The organism is Methylocystis sp. JAN1 (assembly GCF_052186135.1).
GTDB lineage: Bacteria > Pseudomonadota > Alphaproteobacteria > Rhizobiales > Beijerinckiaceae > Methylocystis.
In genome coordinates this window covers 2,630,675-2,647,212 of record NZ_CP181499.1, presented here as the reverse complement: position 1 = coordinate 2,647,212, position 16,538 = coordinate 2,630,675, and the positions used below count along the sequence as shown (strand labels likewise).

At 61.9% G+C, this 16,538-nt stretch carries 18 protein-coding genes; 10 read left to right on the top strand and 8 right to left on the bottom strand.

From position 1 onward, the window contains the following. The first annotated feature begins 29 nt into the window (after positions 1–29). From ACNHKD_RS12670 to ACNHKD_RS12655, 4 genes are all read left to right on the top strand, one after another. A complete protein-coding gene (locus ACNHKD_RS12670; protein ID WP_442753844.1) occupies positions 30–941 on the top strand; it encodes an outer membrane protein in 912 nt (303 codons plus the stop codon). 367 nt (positions 942–1,308) lie between these two features. After that, positions 1,309–1,986 (top strand): helix-turn-helix transcriptional regulator, encoded by a 678-nt coding sequence (locus ACNHKD_RS12665; RefSeq protein WP_442753843.1) that lies wholly within the window; start codon positions 1,309–1,311, stop codon positions 1,984–1,986. 83 nt (positions 1,987–2,069) lie between these two features. After that, positions 2,070–2,717 carry an acyl-homoserine-lactone synthase gene (locus tag ACNHKD_RS12660; protein WP_442753842.1) on the top strand — a complete coding sequence of 216 codons (648 nt, stop codon included), beginning with the start codon at positions 2,070–2,072 and terminating at the stop codon, positions 2,715–2,717. A 54-nt stretch (positions 2,718–2,771) separates the two neighbouring features. Further along, complete coding sequence (locus ACNHKD_RS12655; RefSeq protein WP_442753841.1) at positions 2,772–3,095, top strand: hypothetical protein; 324 nt, start codon at positions 2,772–2,774, stop codon at positions 3,093–3,095. 417 nt (positions 3,096–3,512) lie between these two features. Here ACNHKD_RS12655 and ACNHKD_RS12650 read toward each other — a convergent pair whose 3' ends face one another. Further along, positions 3,513–4,976 (bottom strand): helix-turn-helix domain-containing protein, encoded by a 1,464-nt coding sequence (locus ACNHKD_RS12650; protein ID WP_442753840.1) that lies wholly within the window; start codon positions 4,974–4,976, stop codon positions 3,513–3,515. Between the two features lie 186 nt (positions 4,977–5,162). On the opposite strand from ACNHKD_RS12650, the gene ftsH reads away from it, so the two are divergent. The 3 genes from ftsH (at position 5,163) to ACNHKD_RS12635 (ending at position 9,202) form a co-directional block, all read left to right on the top strand. Beyond that, complete coding sequence (ftsH, locus tag ACNHKD_RS12645; protein ID WP_442753839.1) at positions 5,163–7,088, top strand: ATP-dependent zinc metalloprotease FtsH; 1,926 nt, start codon at positions 5,163–5,165, stop codon at positions 7,086–7,088. A 446-nt stretch (positions 7,089–7,534) separates the two neighbouring features. Continuing rightward, positions 7,535–8,308, top strand: a complete 774-nt coding sequence (gene amoC, locus ACNHKD_RS12640; RefSeq protein WP_442753523.1) for a bacterial ammonia monooxygenase, subunit AmoC — start codon at positions 7,535–7,537, stop codon at positions 8,306–8,308. Positions 8,309–8,704: 396 nt separating this feature from the next. Next, positions 8,705–9,202 (top strand): DUF1269 domain-containing protein, encoded by a 498-nt coding sequence (locus ACNHKD_RS12635; RefSeq protein ID WP_442753838.1) that lies wholly within the window; start codon positions 8,705–8,707, stop codon positions 9,200–9,202. Positions 9,203–9,495: 293 nt separating this feature from the next. Here ACNHKD_RS12635 and ACNHKD_RS12630 read toward each other — a convergent pair whose 3' ends face one another. From ACNHKD_RS12630 to ACNHKD_RS12615, 4 genes are read right to left on the bottom strand one after another with little or no spacing between them, the layout of a single operon-like run. Beyond that, a complete protein-coding gene (locus tag ACNHKD_RS12630) occupies positions 9,496–10,170 on the bottom strand; it encodes a hypothetical protein (protein ID WP_442753837.1) in 675 nt (224 codons plus the stop codon). 1 nt (position 10,171) lies between these two features. Beyond that, a complete protein-coding gene (locus ACNHKD_RS12625) occupies positions 10,172–10,435 on the bottom strand; it encodes a hypothetical protein (protein WP_442753836.1) in 264 nt (87 codons plus the stop codon). After that, positions 10,425–10,715 carry a hypothetical protein gene (locus ACNHKD_RS12620; protein ID WP_442753835.1) on the bottom strand — a complete coding sequence of 97 codons (291 nt, stop codon included), beginning with the start codon at positions 10,713–10,715 and terminating at the stop codon, positions 10,425–10,427. Before ACNHKD_RS12620 ends, ACNHKD_RS12625 begins: the two co-directional genes overlap by 11 nt. A gap of 5 nt (positions 10,716–10,720) precedes the next feature. After that, positions 10,721–10,963 carry a hypothetical protein gene (locus tag ACNHKD_RS12615; protein WP_442753834.1) on the bottom strand — a complete coding sequence of 81 codons (243 nt, stop codon included), beginning with the start codon at positions 10,961–10,963 and terminating at the stop codon, positions 10,721–10,723. A gap of 298 nt (positions 10,964–11,261) precedes the next feature. On the opposite strand from ACNHKD_RS12615, the gene ACNHKD_RS12610 reads away from it, so the two are divergent. Both ACNHKD_RS12610 and ACNHKD_RS12605 read left to right on the top strand, forming a co-directional pair. Further along, positions 11,262–11,570, top strand: coding sequence for a hypothetical protein (locus ACNHKD_RS12610; RefSeq protein WP_442753833.1), 309 nt, complete (start codon positions 11,262–11,264; stop codon positions 11,568–11,570). 204 nt (positions 11,571–11,774) lie between these two features. Further along, positions 11,775–12,023: a hypothetical protein gene (locus ACNHKD_RS12605; RefSeq protein ID WP_442753832.1), complete on the top strand. Its 249-nt coding sequence runs from the start codon at positions 11,775–11,777 to the stop codon at positions 12,021–12,023. 43 nt (positions 12,024–12,066) lie between these two features. Here ACNHKD_RS12605 and ACNHKD_RS12600 read toward each other — a convergent pair whose 3' ends face one another. Both ACNHKD_RS12600 and ACNHKD_RS12595 read right to left on the bottom strand, forming a co-directional pair. Then, entirely contained in the window at positions 12,067–13,068 is a 1,002-nt protein-coding gene (locus ACNHKD_RS12600; RefSeq protein WP_442753831.1) for an adenylate/guanylate cyclase domain-containing protein, read from the bottom strand. A 299-nt stretch (positions 13,069–13,367) separates the two neighbouring features. Beyond that, entirely contained in the window at positions 13,368–14,306 is a 939-nt protein-coding gene (locus tag ACNHKD_RS12595; RefSeq protein ID WP_442753830.1) for a hypothetical protein, read from the bottom strand. 51 nt (positions 14,307–14,357) lie between these two features. Here ACNHKD_RS12595 and ACNHKD_RS12590 point away from each other — a divergent pair, with 51 nt between their 5' ends. Further along, on the top strand, positions 14,358–14,579 hold the full coding sequence (locus tag ACNHKD_RS12590; RefSeq protein WP_442753829.1) for a hypothetical protein: 222 nt from the start codon (positions 14,358–14,360) through the stop codon (positions 14,577–14,579). Positions 14,580–15,452: 873 nt separating this feature from the next. On the opposite strand, the gene ppk2 is transcribed toward ACNHKD_RS12590, so the two are convergent. After that, positions 15,453–16,307, bottom strand: coding sequence for a polyphosphate kinase 2 (ppk2, locus tag ACNHKD_RS12585; RefSeq protein WP_442753828.1), 855 nt, complete (start codon positions 16,305–16,307; stop codon positions 15,453–15,455). Positions 16,308–16,538: the final 231 nt, after the last annotated feature.

Genomic DNA, 16,538 nt, shown 5'->3' with positions numbered 1-16,538 from the left:
CGCGCCCTTGAGCTGAAGATGAGGCTGATATGAAAAAGATTGCTCTTTCCCTTGCCGCGTTTGCGGTGTCCGCAGGCGCCGCGCTCGCCGCCGATCTTCCCTCCCGCAAGGGTCCGCCGATCCTTCCGCCGCCGCCCCCGCCGCCGCCGCTGTGGACCGGCTTCTATGTCGGTCTGAACGCCGGCGGCACCTGGGCCAACAGCAACACGATCAACGTTCTCGGCGGCAACGCCTTCACGATCGCCGGCCTGAACGGCGACATCCCGGGCGCGATGGCGTTCCATTCGACCGCCAGCCTGAACTCGGGCACCAGCGGCGGCTTCATCGGCGGCGGCCAGATCGGCTACAACTATCAGTTCTACAACAACTTCGTTGTGGGCATCGAGGCCGACATCCAGGGCCTCGCCACGTCGAATTCATTCAACTCCCGCGCCATCGCGCTGACCCCCGGCTTCTTTGTTCCGGTTGGCTCGGCGTCGGTTGTCGGCGCGACGAGCAGCCTCGACTACATCGGCACGGTCCGCGGCCGCCTCGGCTGGCTGGCTACCCCGACTCTGCTGCTCTACGGCACGGGCGGTCTGGCTTACGGCGGCGTGAACCTGAACACGGCGACGACCGTGTCGCTGGGCTTCGTCGACACCCCGTTCCCCTTCGTCACGGGCGGCTCTTTCTCCGACACGCGCGTCGGCTGGACGGCCGGCGGCGGCGTCGAGTGGATGTTCTGGCCGAACTGGTCGGCGAAGGTCGAATACCTCTACTACGATCTCGGCTCGCTCACCTTCAACAGCGCCCCCCTGGTTCAGACCGGCCTCAACGGCGCTCTGCTCGAGACGGTCACGGCCCAGCAGGTCTCGCACCGCTTCAACGGCAACATCGTCCGCGCGGGCCTGAACTATCACTTCAACTGGGGCGCTCCGGCTCCGGTCGTCGCGAAATACTAACCGAGACTTAACGTCTCAAACGAGAAGCCCGGCCGAAAGGCCGGGTTTTTTCGTTGTCAAACCTCGGGGACGTCCGCGGTTTTTGGCTTGTTACGCGCCTGAAGGCGCGCGCTTTCATCTCCGGGACGCGAGCTTGTCCGCGCCGCAGGATGTGGTCCAGCAGCCCAGCTAGAAGGCCTAGCGTTTTGCTTATCGGACCATCGGATTCTCGCTAGAATGGTTGTCGACGCGACGCTCACGCTCTAACGTGAGCGTAGGCGTATGGAACCCGGCGGATCACGTGCATCCGGATGATTTTTTCGATTTGATAGATCGCCTCGCATCCGCGAATCGGGTCGAGTCGGCCTCCGAAATCATAGACGGCTTCATGAAAGCCTGGGGTCTTCGCAATGTCGCTTATGCGGCGTTGAACATGCCGACGCCGGGCGCGTCCCGGCCGCTCCTGTCGGTGACCTATTCGCCTGAATGGCAAAAGCATTACGCGCAGAGCGGATATGTGGATCTCGACCCGATCGTGCGCTCGGGGCTCGGAGGCATACTCCCGATCGACTGGGCGGAGATCGATCGCGGCGACCCCATCATCCGGAAATTTTTCGGGGAGGCGCAGGAGCTCGACGTGGGCGTCAACGGGCTGTCGGTTCCGATTCGCGGACGCATGGGCGAATTTGCGCTGTTCACCATCACTTCGAATGAGTCGCCCGCCGAGTGGCGCGCCATGAAGCGCGAGCTGCTTCGCGACCTCATGGTCGTCGCGTTCAATTTCCATGCGGCGGCGCTGCGCTCATGCGGAGTCGCCGACGAAAGCGCGGTGCATATCCCCTTGCGGGAGGCGAGCTGCCTGCGATGGAAGGCGCTGGGCAAGACGGACGAGGAGATCGGCAGGATCCTGGGGATCAGCTCTCACACCGTTCGCTTCCATCTCGAATCGGCGCGCGCGCGGCTCAACACGACGAATACGACCCATACGGTCGCAAAGGCGCTCGCGCTCGGGCTGATCAACATGTCTTACGAGCCCAGCCATCTCATCCCGAAGAAGCGCAACTGACCTCCCATTTTCGGGAGGTGATAACCCACTGTGTTTGCTTCAAGTTCTCGTCGTCAATCGATGACGACGGGAGGGCTTGGGGGATGATCAAGATCGTTCCGGGAGAATGGCGCGCGCGCTATCCCCGGCTTATGGATGAAATGCACAAATTGCGGCGCAACGTGTTTCACGAGCGCCTGAAATGGCAGGTCACCATCATTAATCGCTGGGAAATCGACGGTTATGACGCCCTCGATCCGCTCTATGTCCTGGCGCTGGACGAGGATGAGAGGGTCGTCGGCGGATTGCGCCTCCTGCCGACGACCGGCTTCAACATGCTCAACGACACCTTTCCGCAACTGCTGCCGGACGGCGCGCGGATACAGAGCCCGTTGATCTGGGAGTCGAGCCGTTTCACCGTCAAAATGACGGGGGACAGCCGGGCGGACGCGCCGACGATCAGCCGCGCCACCGCTGAACTGGGTCTCGCGCTGAACGAGATCGGCAAGGCGGCGGCGCTCACCCATATCGTCACGGTCTATGACCGCGCCATGCATCGAATGCTCACGCGTTGCGGCTGCGCGGGCGAGCCGCTGGGATCGCCTCAGATGATCGGCGGCGTCGAAACCTATGCCGTTCTCTACGAGGTTGGGGAGGAATGGGACGCGCGGGTGCGGAGCCTGGCCGGGATTTCAGGCCTCGCTTTCGAGCCCTCGGTCGTCGAGACAATGCGCGCCAGGTACGAATCCTGAGCGGCTTCGCGGCGACGCGCCATCATACAAGACTGCAAGAGGCTGGGAGGTTTCATGATCCATCTGTTGACCTATCGGAATTTCGGCCTGCTGGATCCCAGGATCGAGGACGCCTATCGTCGCCGCCACGCGGCGTGGCGCTGCGAGTGCGGGCGGGCGACGCCGGACGACCTCGTGATGTGCGGGACGAAGGAGCGCATAGCCGACGGCGCGGACTGGCTGAGGCGGCTCGTCACGGATATGGAGGCGCTGGCGCAGGCCGCCGAACTCTCGCCGCCGCGACGCAAACGCGCAGCGCGGGCCGTCGTCGCCAATGCGAAGATGCGGCGACCGGCGAGCGGAAAAAAGAGCGTTCGACACACGGCCCGCGCAGGATAGGGGCGCGAGACATGACGACGCGCGCCACGTCGAGCGTCGCGCGTCGCAAAAAAATCGACTCGGGCGTCGCGGCGGCCGGTCAGTTCACGTAAGCGGTGATCGCAAATGTGACGGCGGCGGCGGCGGCGAGAATCGAGACAATGGCGGTGAACGAATTCATGGCGCTTCCCTCTGCCTTTTGGCTTTTTCCGGCGGCGCCCCTTTCCGGAGTTCTGACCGACGGCGCGACGAAATAACGCACCCTGTTTCGCGAAGGCGCAAGCGGGAAAAGTTATTGCGTCGCACGCGACGCTGCGCGGACCTACCCGCCGCGCCTGCGTCAGCAAGGCCGGAAAATCAATGAAAATCCCGCTCATCGACGTGGCGCCGCGGCGCAATGACGATCATTCCTTCCGCCGAACGCCAAAATGACGGAAATCAAGCGATCGCCTGCAGCTTCGCTTTCAAGTCCCCGATTTCGGTCTCGGCGCGAACCTGGTCCGTTATGTCATACTGAACGCCCAGGAAATAAATGAGCTTTCCCTGAGCGTCGAAGAGCGGCGTGATGTTCAGCCTGTTGTAAAAGAGTTCGCCGCCTTTGCGGTAATTGCGCAGCGTCACCTCGACGGGCTGGCGATTCTGGATCGCCTCCCGCAGGCGCCGCAGGCTTTCCTGGTCGCGGTCGTCAGCCTGAAGGAAGCGGCAGTTCCGGCCGATAATTTCTTCCGGCTGATATCCGGTGATGTCCGCGAATCGCTTATTGGCGTAGACGATCGGCGTGTCGTCGAGATCGGGGTCCGCCAGCGTCAACCCGTTCACGCAGGCGTCGAGAATCGTCGCGAGGATTTCGGGAATGGCCTCCGAATTCTTACGCACAGAGAACATTTGCGCCTTGTCCTGGCTCTTGCTTTTCGCCCACATGCGATAGGCGGAGGGCGCCATGCCGGCATAGCGGCGAAAGGCGCGGCGAAAGCTCGCCTCGTCGATGAAGCCGGCGCTCGCCGCCAGCTCCTTCACCGGCTTGGCGCTCGTTTCCAGGAGGGTGCGCGCCGTCTCGACCCGGATGCGGTCGATAAAGGTCTTCGGCGATTCCCCGCAGGCCTGCTTCAATTTCCGATGCAGGGTGCGTTCGGAGGTCGAGAGCGCCCTGGCGAGATTCTGCGCATTGAAAGCGGCGTCGGACTGACGGACGATACGCTCCGCCTCGACGAGGAAGGCGTCCACGCCGCCGCTGACGATATTGGGCGTATAGGCCGCCGCTTTTGCGGCCCCCTTCGCCGGCGCCGTTTCGCCCAGCGCGAAATCGGCCGCGATGCGACCCGCCTCCTGGCCGCAGAGGGTGCGGATCACGTGGAGACACACGTCGATCCAGGACAGGGGACCGGCGGCGGTGACGACGCGGCGATCGTCAATCAGCCTTGCGCCCCAGGCCGTGTCCGCGCGCGGATAGCGCTTTTTGAGGTCCTCGTGGTGCCACCAGCTCGTCGTGCAGCGCCGGCCTTCCAGCAGGCCGGCCTCGCCGAGCAGGAAGACCCCGGAGCCGCATCCGCCGATAAGCGCGCCGCGCGAGTGATGGCGCCTAAGCCAAGCGGCCGCGGCGCCGAAGGACGACATGTCGGGCGCCTTCCCGTCGGGGCCGGGCGCGAAGCTCGGGACGATGACCGCGTTGCAGACCGCGATTTCGTCGAAGGAGGTTTCGACGTCGAGATTGCCGCCTGAGCCGTCGCGGATCGGCCGGCCGTCGGCGCTCGCCGTAACCACGCGAAAATTCGCGGCGTCGTTGGATTCGGATGGCGGAATGGCGGCCGCGACGGCTTTGCGGGCGAGCGCGAAAAGATCGGACAGGCCGAGGAAAGCGGACCCCAGGCATCCGTCCGATCCGGCGATGACGATCTTGATCATGCCTCCCCGCCAGTTGTTCTTTTTGGCGAAATATGGACTCGATTTGGCTATTTCGCCATCCTGACCTAGGATGAACCCAACCTCATCTTGGGAAAAAGCGAGGGCGTCCGTCCCTCCGCCCAAAGATGTAAATTCGAGCGATGACGTTCCCAGAATTTCTGCGAGGTCACGCCTGAGGAGGTGGAAATGAAGGCGAATTGGAAGAAATATTTGCCTTGGGTCGTCTTCGTCGCCGTCGCGGGAATTCTGTTTGCAATGTTCCAGCAGCAGCAGTCCCGCACGCCCGCGCGCGAAATCACCTTCAGTGAGCTGCTCGTGCAGATCGACGAAGGCCGCGTTCACGACGTGACGATCGCTGGCAATGAAATCTCTGGACATTTCAACGACAACCGCACCTTCACGACCTACGCGCCGAACGATCCGACGCTGGTCCAGAAGCTGGAGGCGAAGAAAGTTCAGATCAGCGCGAAGCCTGCGGGCGACAATCCGGGCTGGCTCTCGACCCTCCTGGTGAACGGTCTGCCGCTGCTGCTGTTTATCGGCGTGTGGATCTACATGGCGCGCCAGATGCAGGGCGGCGCCGGCGGCCGCGCGATGGGGTTTGGGAAGTCGAAGGCGAAGCTTTTGACGGAGATGGCTGGGAAGGTGACGTTTGAGGACGTTGCGGGGGTTGACGAGGCGAAGGAGGATTTGCAGGAGATTGTTGAGTTTCTGCGCGATCCCGGCAAGTTCCAGCGCCTTGGGGGCCGCATTCCGCGCGGCGTTTTGCTGGTCGGCCCGCCGGGCACCGGCAAGACGCTGCTGGCGCGCGCCATTGCGGGCGAGGCGGGGGTGCCCTTCTTCTCGATCTCGGGCTCGGACTTTGTGGAAATGTTCGTGGGCGTCGGCGCGAGCCGCGTGCGCGACATGTTCGAGCAGGCCAAGAAGAACGCGCCCTGCATCATCTTCGTCGACGAGATCGACGCGGTTGGGCGGCATCGCGGGGCGGGGCTGGGCGGCGGCAATGACGAGCGCGAGCAGACGCTGAACCAGCTGCTGGTCGAGATGGACGGGTTCGAGGCGAATGAGGGCATCATCCTGATCGCCGCGACGAACCGTCCGGACGTGCTCGATCCGGCCTTGATGCGTCCGGGCCGCTTCGACCGCCAGATCACCGTGCCGAACCCGGACTTTATCGGGCGCGAGAAGATCCTGAAGGTTCACGCCCGCAAGGTGCCTTTGGCGCCGGATGTGGACCTGAAGGTGGTTGCGCGCGGGACGCCGGGCTTTTCGGGGGCCGATCTGATGAACCTGGTCAACGAGGCGGCGCTCTTGGCGGCGCGGCGCTCGAAGCGGATCGTGACGAACCAGGAGTTTGAGGACGCGCGCGACAAGATCATGATGGGCGCGGAGCGGCGAACCCTCTCCATGACGGAGGAGGAGAAGAAGCTGACGGCCTATCACGAGGGCGGCCACGCGCTGGTTCAGCTGACGGTTCCGGGGGCGATGCCGATCCACAAGGCGACGATCATCCCGCGCGGCCGGGCTTTGGGCATGGTGCAGGGCCTGCCGGAGCGCGACCAGGTCTCGCAGACCTATGAGCAGCTGACGGCGATGCTGGCGATTGCGATGGGCGGCCGGGTGGCGGAGGAGATCATCTTCGGCCACGACAAGGTGACGTCCGGGGCGGCGTCGGACATCCAGCAGTGCACGCGGGTGGCGCGGGCGATGATCACGCAGCTTGGGTTCTCGGACAAGCTGGGGACGGTTGCTTACGCCGAGCCGCAGCAGGAGCAGTTCCTTGGCTATTCGATCGGGCGGCAGCAGACCCTCTCGGAGGCGACGCAGCAGACGATTGACGCCGAGGTTCGGCGTCTGGTCCAGGAGGCTTACGACAAGGCCAGGCAGATCCTGACCGAGAAGCGGGCGCAGCTCGACACGCTGGCCAATGGCCTTTTGGAGTTCGAGACCCTGACCGGCGAGGAGATGAAGGGCCTGCTGCAGGGCAAGCGCCCGGTGCGCGAGGACACCAGCTCCTCCGCCCCCCAGCCCCCGCGCGGATCCGCCGTCCCGACAACCGGCCAAAAACCCGAGCCGGATGTGGATGACGGCGTGGCGCCCCAACCGATCTGATCGCCGCCTGCGCAAAGACGAAAAGGCCCGGCGCTCGCCGGGCCTTCAGTTTGTTGACAAACCTCCCGAGGCGGCCTCGTCCTTCGAGACGCGAGCTTTGCTCGCTCCTCAGGATGAGGCCTAAGTATTTGGCGCTGAAGGAAAAAGCCCCTCATGCTGAGGAGCCTGCGCAGCAGGTGTCTCGAAGCACGAGGGGCGTCGCCGCTACTTTGTCAGCAGCCTGAAGGCCCGGCGCTCGCCGGGCCTTTTTTCTGGTCGGCGTAAAGTCTTTCTCTTTGATCGACAAAGGGATGTTGCGACGCGCAATCAATAGATCGCCGGTCGCCCGATGGCGGTTTTTGCCTCTACATTGGCGACAAAGTCACTGTTGTATGTCGCTACAGAAAGCATGATGCGACAGCTTCGAGGGAACCCGCCTCGAGTGCTCACAATAGGGGAGTTAACCAATGAGCTCGACGACTAGCGCTGCTGCTGGCGCAGCTGCTGAGGTAGAGTCCGTAGTCGATCTTCGTGGCATGTGGATTGGACTGGCTCTGCTGAACACGTTTTATCTGATCGTGCGCATTTACGAGCAGATCTATGGCTGGCGCGCTGGCCTGGATTCGTTTGCGCCGGAATTCCAGACTTACTGGATGTCGATCCTTTGGACCGAGATTCCTCTGGAGCTGGTTTCCGGCCTGGCGCTTGCGGGCTATCTTTGGAAGACGCGCGACCGCAACGTTGACGCGGTTGCGCCTCGTGAGGAGCTTCGGCGCATTGCGGTGAACATCCAGTGGCTGGTTGTTTACGCGTCTGCGATTTACTGGGGCGCGTCGTTCTTCACGGAGCAGGACGGCACCTGGCACATGACGGTTATCCGTGACACGGACTTCACGCCGTCGCACATCATCGAGTTTTACATGAGCTACCCGATCTATTCGGTGATCGCGGTTGGGGCGTTCTTCTATGCGAAGACGCGGATTCCGTTCTTTGCTCATGGCTACTCGCTGGCCTATCTGATCGTGGCCATTGGTCCGTTCATGATCATCCCGAACGTTGGCCTGAACGAGTGGGGCCACACCTTCTGGTTCATGGAAGAGCTGTTCGTGGCTCCGCTGCACTGGGGCTTCGTGTTCTTCGGCTGGATGGCGCTGGGCGTGTTCGGCGTGGTTCTTCAGCTCCTGGCCCGCATTCATGCGCTGATCGGCAAGGAAGGCGTCGCCCTCCTGACCGCCGAGTAATGACGGACAAGGCCGCTCGCGCCCAAGGGCGCGGGCGGCGCCCATGAGACGGAGGCAAAGCCAATGCTCGCCAATCTGCTGATCGCGGCGTCGCTGCTTTCGCCCCTGGCCTTTTGGCTCGCTGCGCCGCGCCGGGTTCCGGCGCCCGTGAAGAGTCGCCGCAGGGTGAGAGACTGAAGCTTACGAGATTCGTCACGTCTCCCAGCTTGACGGTCTTTGCCCGCCGGCGCCGCGTGACGAGGGGCGCCGCGCGGGTAAGCTTTTTTGGAAGCTTTTCCTCGCGGCGGCGTTTTCCCCGTTCACTTTTCGCTATGTTGCGTTTGCATTGTAATTTCATCCGGCTCGACTAGATCGAATGGACGGCGCGTCGAACGTCGTGACACCGGGAGTTCCCCCATGAACGATTTGCTCGTCATCGCTTTCCCCTCGGAAGCCAAGGCCGAGGGCGTGAGACAGAAGCTGTTTCAGATGCAGAAGGAATATTTGATCGAGATGGGAGACGCGGTCGTCGCCGTCAAGGACGCGGAGGGTCACGTCAAGCTCAACCAGCTCTTCAATACGACGGCGATCGGCGGCGTCTCGGGCATGTTCTGGGGCGCGCTCATCGGCCTGATTTTCATGATGCCGCTCGCGGGCGCGGCTTTAGGCGCCGCCTCCGGCGCCGTTTCGGGCGCGCTCACCGATTTCGGCATCGACGACAAGTTCATGAAGGACGTCGCGGAAGTCATCCCGCCCGGCGGCGCGGCGCTCTTCGTTCTCGTGCGCAAGATGACCGCCGACAAGGTTCTCGAAGGCCTCCAGGGCGTTGGCGGCACGGTGCTGCGCACCTCCTTCGACAAGTCAATGGATCAGGCCATTCGCGCGGCGCTCACGGCGCATTCCGCGGCGAGCTGATCGCGCTGCTCGCGGCCGGCGGGCTCAGATCCCGACTGTGCATTTAAGGATCGATCGGGCGAGCCCGAGATCGCAGCGGCAGCCTCGGAGCGCGAGGGCGTCAGCCTGTTGACAAAGTAGCGGCGACGCCCTTCGCGCTTTGAGACGCTTGCTGCTGCTCGTGTCTCGAAGGACGAGGCCGCCCTAGGAAGTTTGTCGACAAACTGAGCGGCGCTCGCGCGCCGCTTTGCTTTTGCGGATGCGCGCCCGCGGTCTTTCGCATTCGACCGGCGTCGTCAGGCGCGCCGGTTGACTCACGCCGCCTCGGCCCGCTTCTCCCGCCGCTGTGCATGGAAGGTCATCCACAGGCTCACAGCGACGAAGATAAGCCCCAGCGCCGCGACCATGATGAACAGGGACGAGCGCTGCACGATCGCTATCGCGGGAACGAAGAGAGCGAGGATCAGGCCGACGACGCAGATCTGCCAGGCTTCGGCATGGACGCCGGCTACGAAAGTGCCGAGCGCCAGCAGAACCATCAAGTTGAGGCCGGTGGCGTTGACGTCGACCAGCGCGCGCATGGTCGGCGTGTAGATCAGCCACATGGCGGCGAGGAAGGCCGCCCAGTGCAACACTTGCGTCCAAACGAGCTTGATCTGCTCCGGCCGCGTTTCCGCATGTCGCCAGCCGATATAGATGCACAGGGCGCAATAGACGATCGTCAGCAGCTCCCAATAGAAGCCGATCGGCTCGCCGGTGAAGGTGACGAGCCCGATGCCGATCACGGCCATGGAGAGCATGATGATGTAGGGGAGGTCGACCTTGAGCACGTCGACGAAAAGCACGTCGGCCGACTGCGTCTTGATCTCCTCTATGCCTTCCTCGATCGCGGCGACCCACGATCCTTCGGACGCGCGCTCATGCGGCTTCTCGGCCTCCTTGTGCGGTTCGGCGTCGCCGCCGGCAGGCGTTTCCGGGTGGTTGGACATTTCAAGATCCTTTTTGAGAAGCGCTGGAGATGAACGCGCTCAATCCCGCGCCGAGGACCGGCGGGGCAAATGCTCCCGGAGGATAGAGCGCGCCCCAAAACTCGGCAACCGCCGGAATCTTTCCGGTTTTGAGCTTGTGGCGGCGAGGGCGCGCCGCTTCAGCTAGGGGAGGGCGTTTCGAACCGGGCGCGTTCTCCTTCCTGCCGGCTTGTTCGTGACGGCCTTTGGCGAGGGTCTCTTCTCGTCGGCAGCCTTTATTTTTCATTGCCGTCTCGTTTAAGCGGCATAACGCGATCAAGCGCCGTGACCGAGGCGAAACCGCCGATCCAGGCGCCGGCGGCGGCGAAGAGCACGTAGGCCCAGTTCGGCGTGTAACTGATCACCGCAAAGGCCGAGAGCATGTACCAGGCGCTGCTCCAACTCGCTGCGGCGACGCGGCGGCGCGCCGAAACGGCCGCATTGAAAAATACGTAGACGGCGTCCGTCGCCGCGGTGGAGAGCGTTACGCCCATCGCGACCAGGGGATCAATCGGCGGCAGCTCCATAAGGATCAGCGATAGAAATGCTCTTCCCGAAGCCTGGTCGTCCGCGTCGGCTCGAATTCGCGCCGGCAGGCGGCGCTGAGACGGGACATGTCGCCCTCAAGGCAGTCCTCGATCGCCGAGACGAAAGGAATGTCCGCGCTGCAGAAACGCAGCGCGTCTCCCATGCAGTCTGAACGCTCCTGCGCTGTGCCCTGGGCGAATGCCGGGGCGGCGGCGAACATCAGGAAAGAGAAAAGAATTTTACGCATCGCGACGCCTCCCGAACGCTGGCCTCAAACGCCTCTGGGATGATGCGCGCACGGCCGAGCTATTGCAACCCTGCGTCGCTCTGGCTGGATCGCGCCGCGTTCAGGCGGAAAGGGATCAGCTCATGCCCGGCGTTCACCCGATTACTTGATTTCCGGTCGCCTCCATCTTCCGGCCGGCTTTTTGGCCGTAAGATCGATTCCGCGAATCGCAGCGCGGGGGCTCGGGACCATGAGGGAACTCATTCTTGTCGGAATTTTCCTTGTCGCGGGCCTGGGTCCCGCTGCAGCGAGAGGCGGCATGCAGACATGGATTCTCGTCTGTTCGAAAAGCCTCGCGAAGAGCGAATGCAATCTGACGACGGCGAAGCGCTGGTATCACCTGCCGTCCCCGCAGCCTTCCGCCGCCAGCCCCGCCATCAATGCGGCGAAGTCGCAGCTTTCCGGCGCGCTGGACGCGGGCTCCTATCTCTCGGTCGAGCAGTTCCCGGCAGGCGTCTCGATGGGCGCGCGCGGGAACGTGTTCAGAGCCTGCGATGCGAAAAACGCCGCCGCGCCCGCCGATGCGCAGATGGCCGAGTGGGCGCAGCGCGGCGAATGCCTGCGCTGAGCCCAGGTTGGAGCGCGCTTCACGCGAAAAGCCGATCCCAGCTTTTTCGCGAGCCGTCGCGAGAATGCCTGCTTTTTGAGCGCCTGCTTCGCCATCGGGCGCCGGCTTGCGGGAGGGCGGAGGGAATATCAGTTAATTCAAAGTAAAAATGTTGGCCCGCGGCTTGCTGTCTGAAACCGGACGTTCGCCGGGAGGTTTTGAACAATGAGGACAATCCTGACCGCAGCCCTGCTTTTGGCGAGCGTCGCGACGTCGAATGCGGAGCAGGCGGGGCAAGCCACGGCGCCCAAAACAACCACGGCGGGCGACACGCAGGAGTTTTTCGACGCCAGAGGACATCTGCTCGGGAGCGTCACGAAGATCGGCGGCGTCACATATTTCAACGGCCCCGACGGGAATTTGGTCGGCACCGCCGAGACGGTCGAGGGCCGGCGGATCTACAAGTCTTACTGAGCGGCCGCGGCGGCGCGGAAATGCGCGCGCCGCCAATGCGGGATCAATCGCGCGTCCACTGATAGGTTTCGTATCCGTCCACCACCCGGCCTGCATCTCTGAAGCCTTCGCGTTGCTGCACCGGCTTGATGAGTTGCTTGGGACAGGCGATCGTTCCGGGCTGCGCGTATTTCTGCATGTGTCCGGCAATGTCGATGACGCGGTCGCTCATCTCTTCCATCGGCGTTTGCTCATCGTAGTAGACGCGTCCCGCGTTGATCCCGCAGCGAACCGTGAAGTTCGATCTGACGAGCTTCACATTCGCGTTGAAGGCGTCGAGGCCGGAGATCACCTCCTGCGCGGCCTTCACCGCCGCGTCGATCGTGGGAAAGCACGCCATGACGCCATCCGGCGTCCACGCCGCCTTCAGGGAGCCGTTGCTGCGAAGCTTGCTGTCGACCAGATTTTTATATTCGCGGAAGTCGTGCTCGATATCGGTTTTCTCCTCGCCGACCTTCATCTTCGTGGAGTCCGCCACGTCGATGGACAGGAAAGCGAGGTCGCGGCTCATCGATTCGAGCTTGCGCTTTGCTTCCGCCATGACCTGGAGCAGTTCGGCGCGACTTTCGTCATTGCCGGGGTCGAGCTTCCTAATCTTCTCCTTGATCGGCGCGACGAGCCGCGCTCCCGCTCCGCTGGGCGCCGCCACCTGCAGCGCCTCGAGGTCGCGTTGAACGGACGCGCGATAGGCGGCGTTCTTCACCCTGCGCCGCATGCCGCCCAGCACCGTCCGCACGATGTAAAGCGCGCCGGCGAGGATCCACCGGGTCAGTTCGACTCCGCCCAGATCCACCGGCGACGCGGCTCTGACCCATTTGATCGCGCGAGCGTCAAGGGTTTGAACCTGATCAATCCAGGCGTGCGACACGCCGGCTTTGAGATAGGGAATGATAAGCGGCAGAAGGACCAGCAGGATCGCGATCAGGAGCGCCAGCCGCGACAACCAGAGCGTGAATTGGACGATCCTGAGATGAAGAGGGATAGCCGGACCGGGGAGTTTCGCCATGAGGAGCTTTCAGTGGAACCGCCAATGAGACGCGTAGTCGCCGCCTGATCAATTCGATCGGCCCAATTTTGCTTGGAAGCCGGTCGAAGGCAAGGCGGCGGAAGCGGGTCAGGAAGGAAAAAAACCAGTTGTCAGCTGGATTTGCACGCTCCCTGATGCGGCGGGAGCCACCGGACGATGAGATCGGCGCAGAATTACTTTTGACGGGGCGGAAGCGCCGAATGCGTCAAAGACAGGTAGCGGGGGCGCCCGCGAGGCGAAGCGCCCGGCCGTGATGTCGACGGGGCGCTTCAGCTCGGTCATTTGTATTGGATTTGTCCAATCGTCCCGCTCGTCGGCGTTAGGCAGGCGATCATATTGTCGTTGGTGCTGTTGATGACGCCGGCGACATTGTTCAGCCCCGTCCCGCAACCAAGAATGTTCGAGCGTGAGATCCCGACGAATACGCTCTGCCCATTCGTCGTAACGGCCGACCCGCCAAGAAATGACATGGACGTGTTGGTGATGAAACCAAGCGCGCCCGTTCCGGTCGAATTCGCAGCGACGCCGTTTCCGACGATCTGATCGATGGCGCTGTTCGAGATTGAAAATCCGGACCCGATGGAACTCGCATTGAAGTTTCCGACAAGGCCGTCATGGGTTTGATTGATGGACACATGATCCAGAAGAATCTGACCTCCCATCGAGGTCAGGTTTGCGGAGACTGCGGGACCATTAATTTTTGTAAACCGAGAATAGGAAAGCTTTAAATATCCTCCAAATTGCGAGGGGCCTGTCGGAGCGAATTGAACGCCGGCCGTCGCAAGGTTTTGAATGACGCAATTAACCAGGTTGACTGCGAAGGCGTTGTTGACCTGAACGCCCACGCCGCCGGTTTGCAGGCCGTCTATTGTGATGCCCTCGAGGGTTACGGTGTCGGCCGCCGACGCATTGATCGTGATTGAGGGAGAAAAGGCGACGCCTCCCTGGCTCGTGACGGTGATGGCCTTTGTAATGACCAGCGGACCATATGCCGAGGGGTCGCGAACGAAGATCTCCCCGCCGGGGGAGATGATGTTGTCGTGGGCGTATTGGAACGTGCGGCAAGGCCCGGGCGTTCCTCCCGCGCCGCCGCAACCGGCGACGTCCTGACCGGATCCGGAGACCCACGCCTTCGTTGCGGCGCTCGCCGCTTCCGAGAAGTCGAAAAAACCGAGGACGGCGAGAAGCGCCGTCGCATAGAAAAACCCACGTTTCATTAAGCACCTATATCGTTCAGCCGGAATTGGAGATCGGCGGAAGTCTCAAAGATGATTCGCTCGAATGAGCGTAAAATTCTGGCGTCACTTGCGCGGCATATGCAAGCCAAATTACAGCCAAAACTCATTCAGCGAGACCCGGAAAATACTTTGATCCAAGGTCGCTTTGCTCGTATCCCTCTGCAAATGCTCATGAATGCTTATAAAGCAGTGAAATTGTCAGGAAGAAGCTTGAGACGTCCGCCATTCGCCGGATTCATTGGCGGCGGTTGAGGGATTCGAACTCCCGACCAACTGATTACAAATCAGATGACCATTTCTGTGACGTATCGAGAGCAGCATGGGAGGCTGCGTAAAGATATGCCTATCGCCGCGCCGGCTATGCCGCGATCATCACGCTGAGGGTGCGCTCGACGAACCATCGTCTAGGCAAGACCTCGAAGCCCTATTCGCCGTCTTTGCGGCGGATGAATTCAACTGCGAAGTCGAGATAGGCGCCCTTGCCCCACGCGTCGCGCGGTCATACGCGCCGTCGGCTAACAGATGTTTCAGGCCAGCGCTTGCAGATCCCCTCCAGGACGGGCAGCGCGCCAGCGCTGTCGGCGGCGCCCTTAGCCAATCAGTAGTAGTACGGGTGGTGGTAGTAGTAATGACGTCGGTAAACACGCCGACTGACGCGCCGATTAACGCGACGCCAGTGACCATAATACGCCTCTTCGATATGCACCGTCTCCATATCTTCCGGAGTAGCGACGCTTGGCTCCGGCGTGTTAGCCGAGTCACGCTCCCCTGTAGTCAGCGGCATAACCATGTCAAGAGCTTGGGCGGGCGACGCAACTGACATAACGCCGATCCCGGCGCAAAGCAGTTGCAAAAATGTACGTCTCTCCATTGAAATCTCCCAAATTTGGGCCGGCATAGGGAAACGCTCAGGGGTTTCGATCGTTCCAGCCTCAGCATTGAAGGTTCGAGCCATCGGAAGCCGATGTTTGCGCTGAACCCGGCATTTCCCAAACGCTTCACTGCTATGGCCTAACATTCAGAGCGGATCGCTCAATAGGGTTAGTCATCGGCAATGCCGTCATCATTATAGCCGTAACCGTGCCCGTGTGGATTGCACACATGGCTGTCAAGCACGCGCGGGACTCAAAAAGTCTGACGGATTAGCATCGGCGAGTAATCGACACCTAACTTCTCGTCGATCTTCCGCTTAGGCAGCTCAATCTTTCGCTTCGGCGCTTTTTCATAAGGGATGGAGTCGAGAATATGCGTGATGACATTGAGCCGTGCACGCTTCTTGTCGTCCGACTTCGCAACATGCCAGGGGGCCCATGGAGTATGGGTTGCTGCGAACATTTCGTCGCGGGCGCGCGTATAGTCGTCCCAACGAGTATAGGATTTCAAATCCATCTCAGTCAGCTTCCACAGTTTCCGACCGTCATTGATGCGGTTTTCGAGCCGCCTCGTCTGTTCGTCGGGGCTGACCTCCAGCCAGTATTTGAGGAGGAGGATCCCTGACTCGATCATCGCCTGCTCGACTTTGGGCGTCGCACTGAGAAAGCGTTCGACCTGCTTGTCCGTGCAGAAGCCCATCACGCGTTCAACGCCCGCGCGGTTGTACCAGCTTCGGTCGAAAATCACGATCTCGCCCCCCGCCGGAAGATGCGGCAGGTAGCGCTGGATATACATTTGAGACTTCTCGCGCTCGGTCGGCGCCGGCAAGGCGAGGACGCGGAATGTGCGCGGACTGACTCGTTCGGTCAGCGCCTTGATCACGCCACCCTTACCGGCGCCGTCTCTTCCTTCGAAGAGGATGCAAACTTTTTTTTGCTCGCTTCTCACCCATTCCTGAAGCTGCACGAGCTCAACATGCAGTCTCTCGAGCTCGGCCTCGTAAGTCTTCCGAGGCAATTTTTCCGAGGCGCCCGCTTCAGTCGATGCAATCTGAGAAGGCTCAAATGCGTCTCTCTCCTTGACCTTTTCCTTATTTTTCTTACCCATGGCGCAGCCCGATCACTAGAAGAGAAGCAGCTGAGCATAGCGTCAGCAGCGCAACGCGCCTATCGAAACATTTCTTGATCGATCGCTGTCAGCGCGAGCTTTACTATGAAGGGGCGGCAAAGAGGCGCAGTTCGTCCTGGAATATTTACTCGTCACCTTTGGCTCGCTAGACTTTGTGCACTGCAGCGCCGGTCCCGCTGTCCTAGCACGGCGCCACAACGAGGAATGGCG

Excerpts from the sequence above, each read along its gene's own strand:
- ACNHKD_RS12670 (WP_442753844.1), top strand. The coding sequence starts at position 30 with ATGAAAAAGATTGCTCTTTCCCTTGCCGCGTTTGCGGTGTCCGCAGGC.
- ACNHKD_RS12665 (WP_442753843.1), top strand. The coding sequence starts at position 1,309 with ATGAAAGCCTGGGGTCTTCGCAATGTCGCTTATGCGGCGTTGAACATG.
- ACNHKD_RS12660 (WP_442753842.1), top strand. The coding sequence starts at position 2,070 with ATGATCAAGATCGTTCCGGGAGAATGGCGCGCGCGCTATCCCCGGCTT.
- ACNHKD_RS12655 (WP_442753841.1), top strand. The coding sequence starts at position 2,772 with ATGATCCATCTGTTGACCTATCGGAATTTCGGCCTGCTGGATCCCAGG.
- ACNHKD_RS12650 (WP_442753840.1), bottom strand. The coding sequence starts at position 4,976 with ATGATCAAGATCGTCATCGCCGGATCGGACGGATGCCTGGGGTCCGCT.
- ftsH (WP_442753839.1), top strand. The coding sequence starts at position 5,163 with ATGAAGGCGAATTGGAAGAAATATTTGCCTTGGGTCGTCTTCGTCGCC.
- amoC (WP_442753523.1), top strand. The coding sequence starts at position 7,535 with ATGAGCTCGACGACTAGCGCTGCTGCTGGCGCAGCTGCTGAGGTAGAG.
- ACNHKD_RS12635 (WP_442753838.1), top strand. The coding sequence starts at position 8,705 with ATGAACGATTTGCTCGTCATCGCTTTCCCCTCGGAAGCCAAGGCCGAG.
- ACNHKD_RS12630 (WP_442753837.1), bottom strand. The coding sequence starts at position 10,170 with ATGTCCAACCACCCGGAAACGCCTGCCGGCGGCGACGCCGAACCGCAC.
- ACNHKD_RS12625 (WP_442753836.1), bottom strand. The coding sequence starts at position 10,435 with ATGAAAAATAAAGGCTGCCGACGAGAAGAGACCCTCGCCAAAGGCCGT.
- ACNHKD_RS12620 (WP_442753835.1), bottom strand. The coding sequence starts at position 10,715 with ATGGAGCTGCCGCCGATTGATCCCCTGGTCGCGATGGGCGTAACGCTC.
- ACNHKD_RS12615 (WP_442753834.1), bottom strand. The coding sequence starts at position 10,963 with ATGCGTAAAATTCTTTTCTCTTTCCTGATGTTCGCCGCCGCCCCGGCA.
- ACNHKD_RS12610 (WP_442753833.1), top strand. The coding sequence starts at position 11,262 with ATGCAGACATGGATTCTCGTCTGTTCGAAAAGCCTCGCGAAGAGCGAA.
- ACNHKD_RS12605 (WP_442753832.1), top strand. The coding sequence starts at position 11,775 with ATGAGGACAATCCTGACCGCAGCCCTGCTTTTGGCGAGCGTCGCGACG.
- ACNHKD_RS12600 (WP_442753831.1), bottom strand. The coding sequence starts at position 13,068 with ATGGCGAAACTCCCCGGTCCGGCTATCCCTCTTCATCTCAGGATCGTC.
- ACNHKD_RS12595 (WP_442753830.1), bottom strand. The coding sequence starts at position 14,306 with ATGAAACGTGGGTTTTTCTATGCGACGGCGCTTCTCGCCGTCCTCGGT.
- ACNHKD_RS12590 (WP_442753829.1), top strand. The coding sequence starts at position 14,358 with ATGATTCGCTCGAATGAGCGTAAAATTCTGGCGTCACTTGCGCGGCAT.
- ppk2 (WP_442753828.1), bottom strand. The coding sequence starts at position 16,307 with ATGGGTAAGAAAAATAAGGAAAAGGTCAAGGAGAGAGACGCATTTGAG.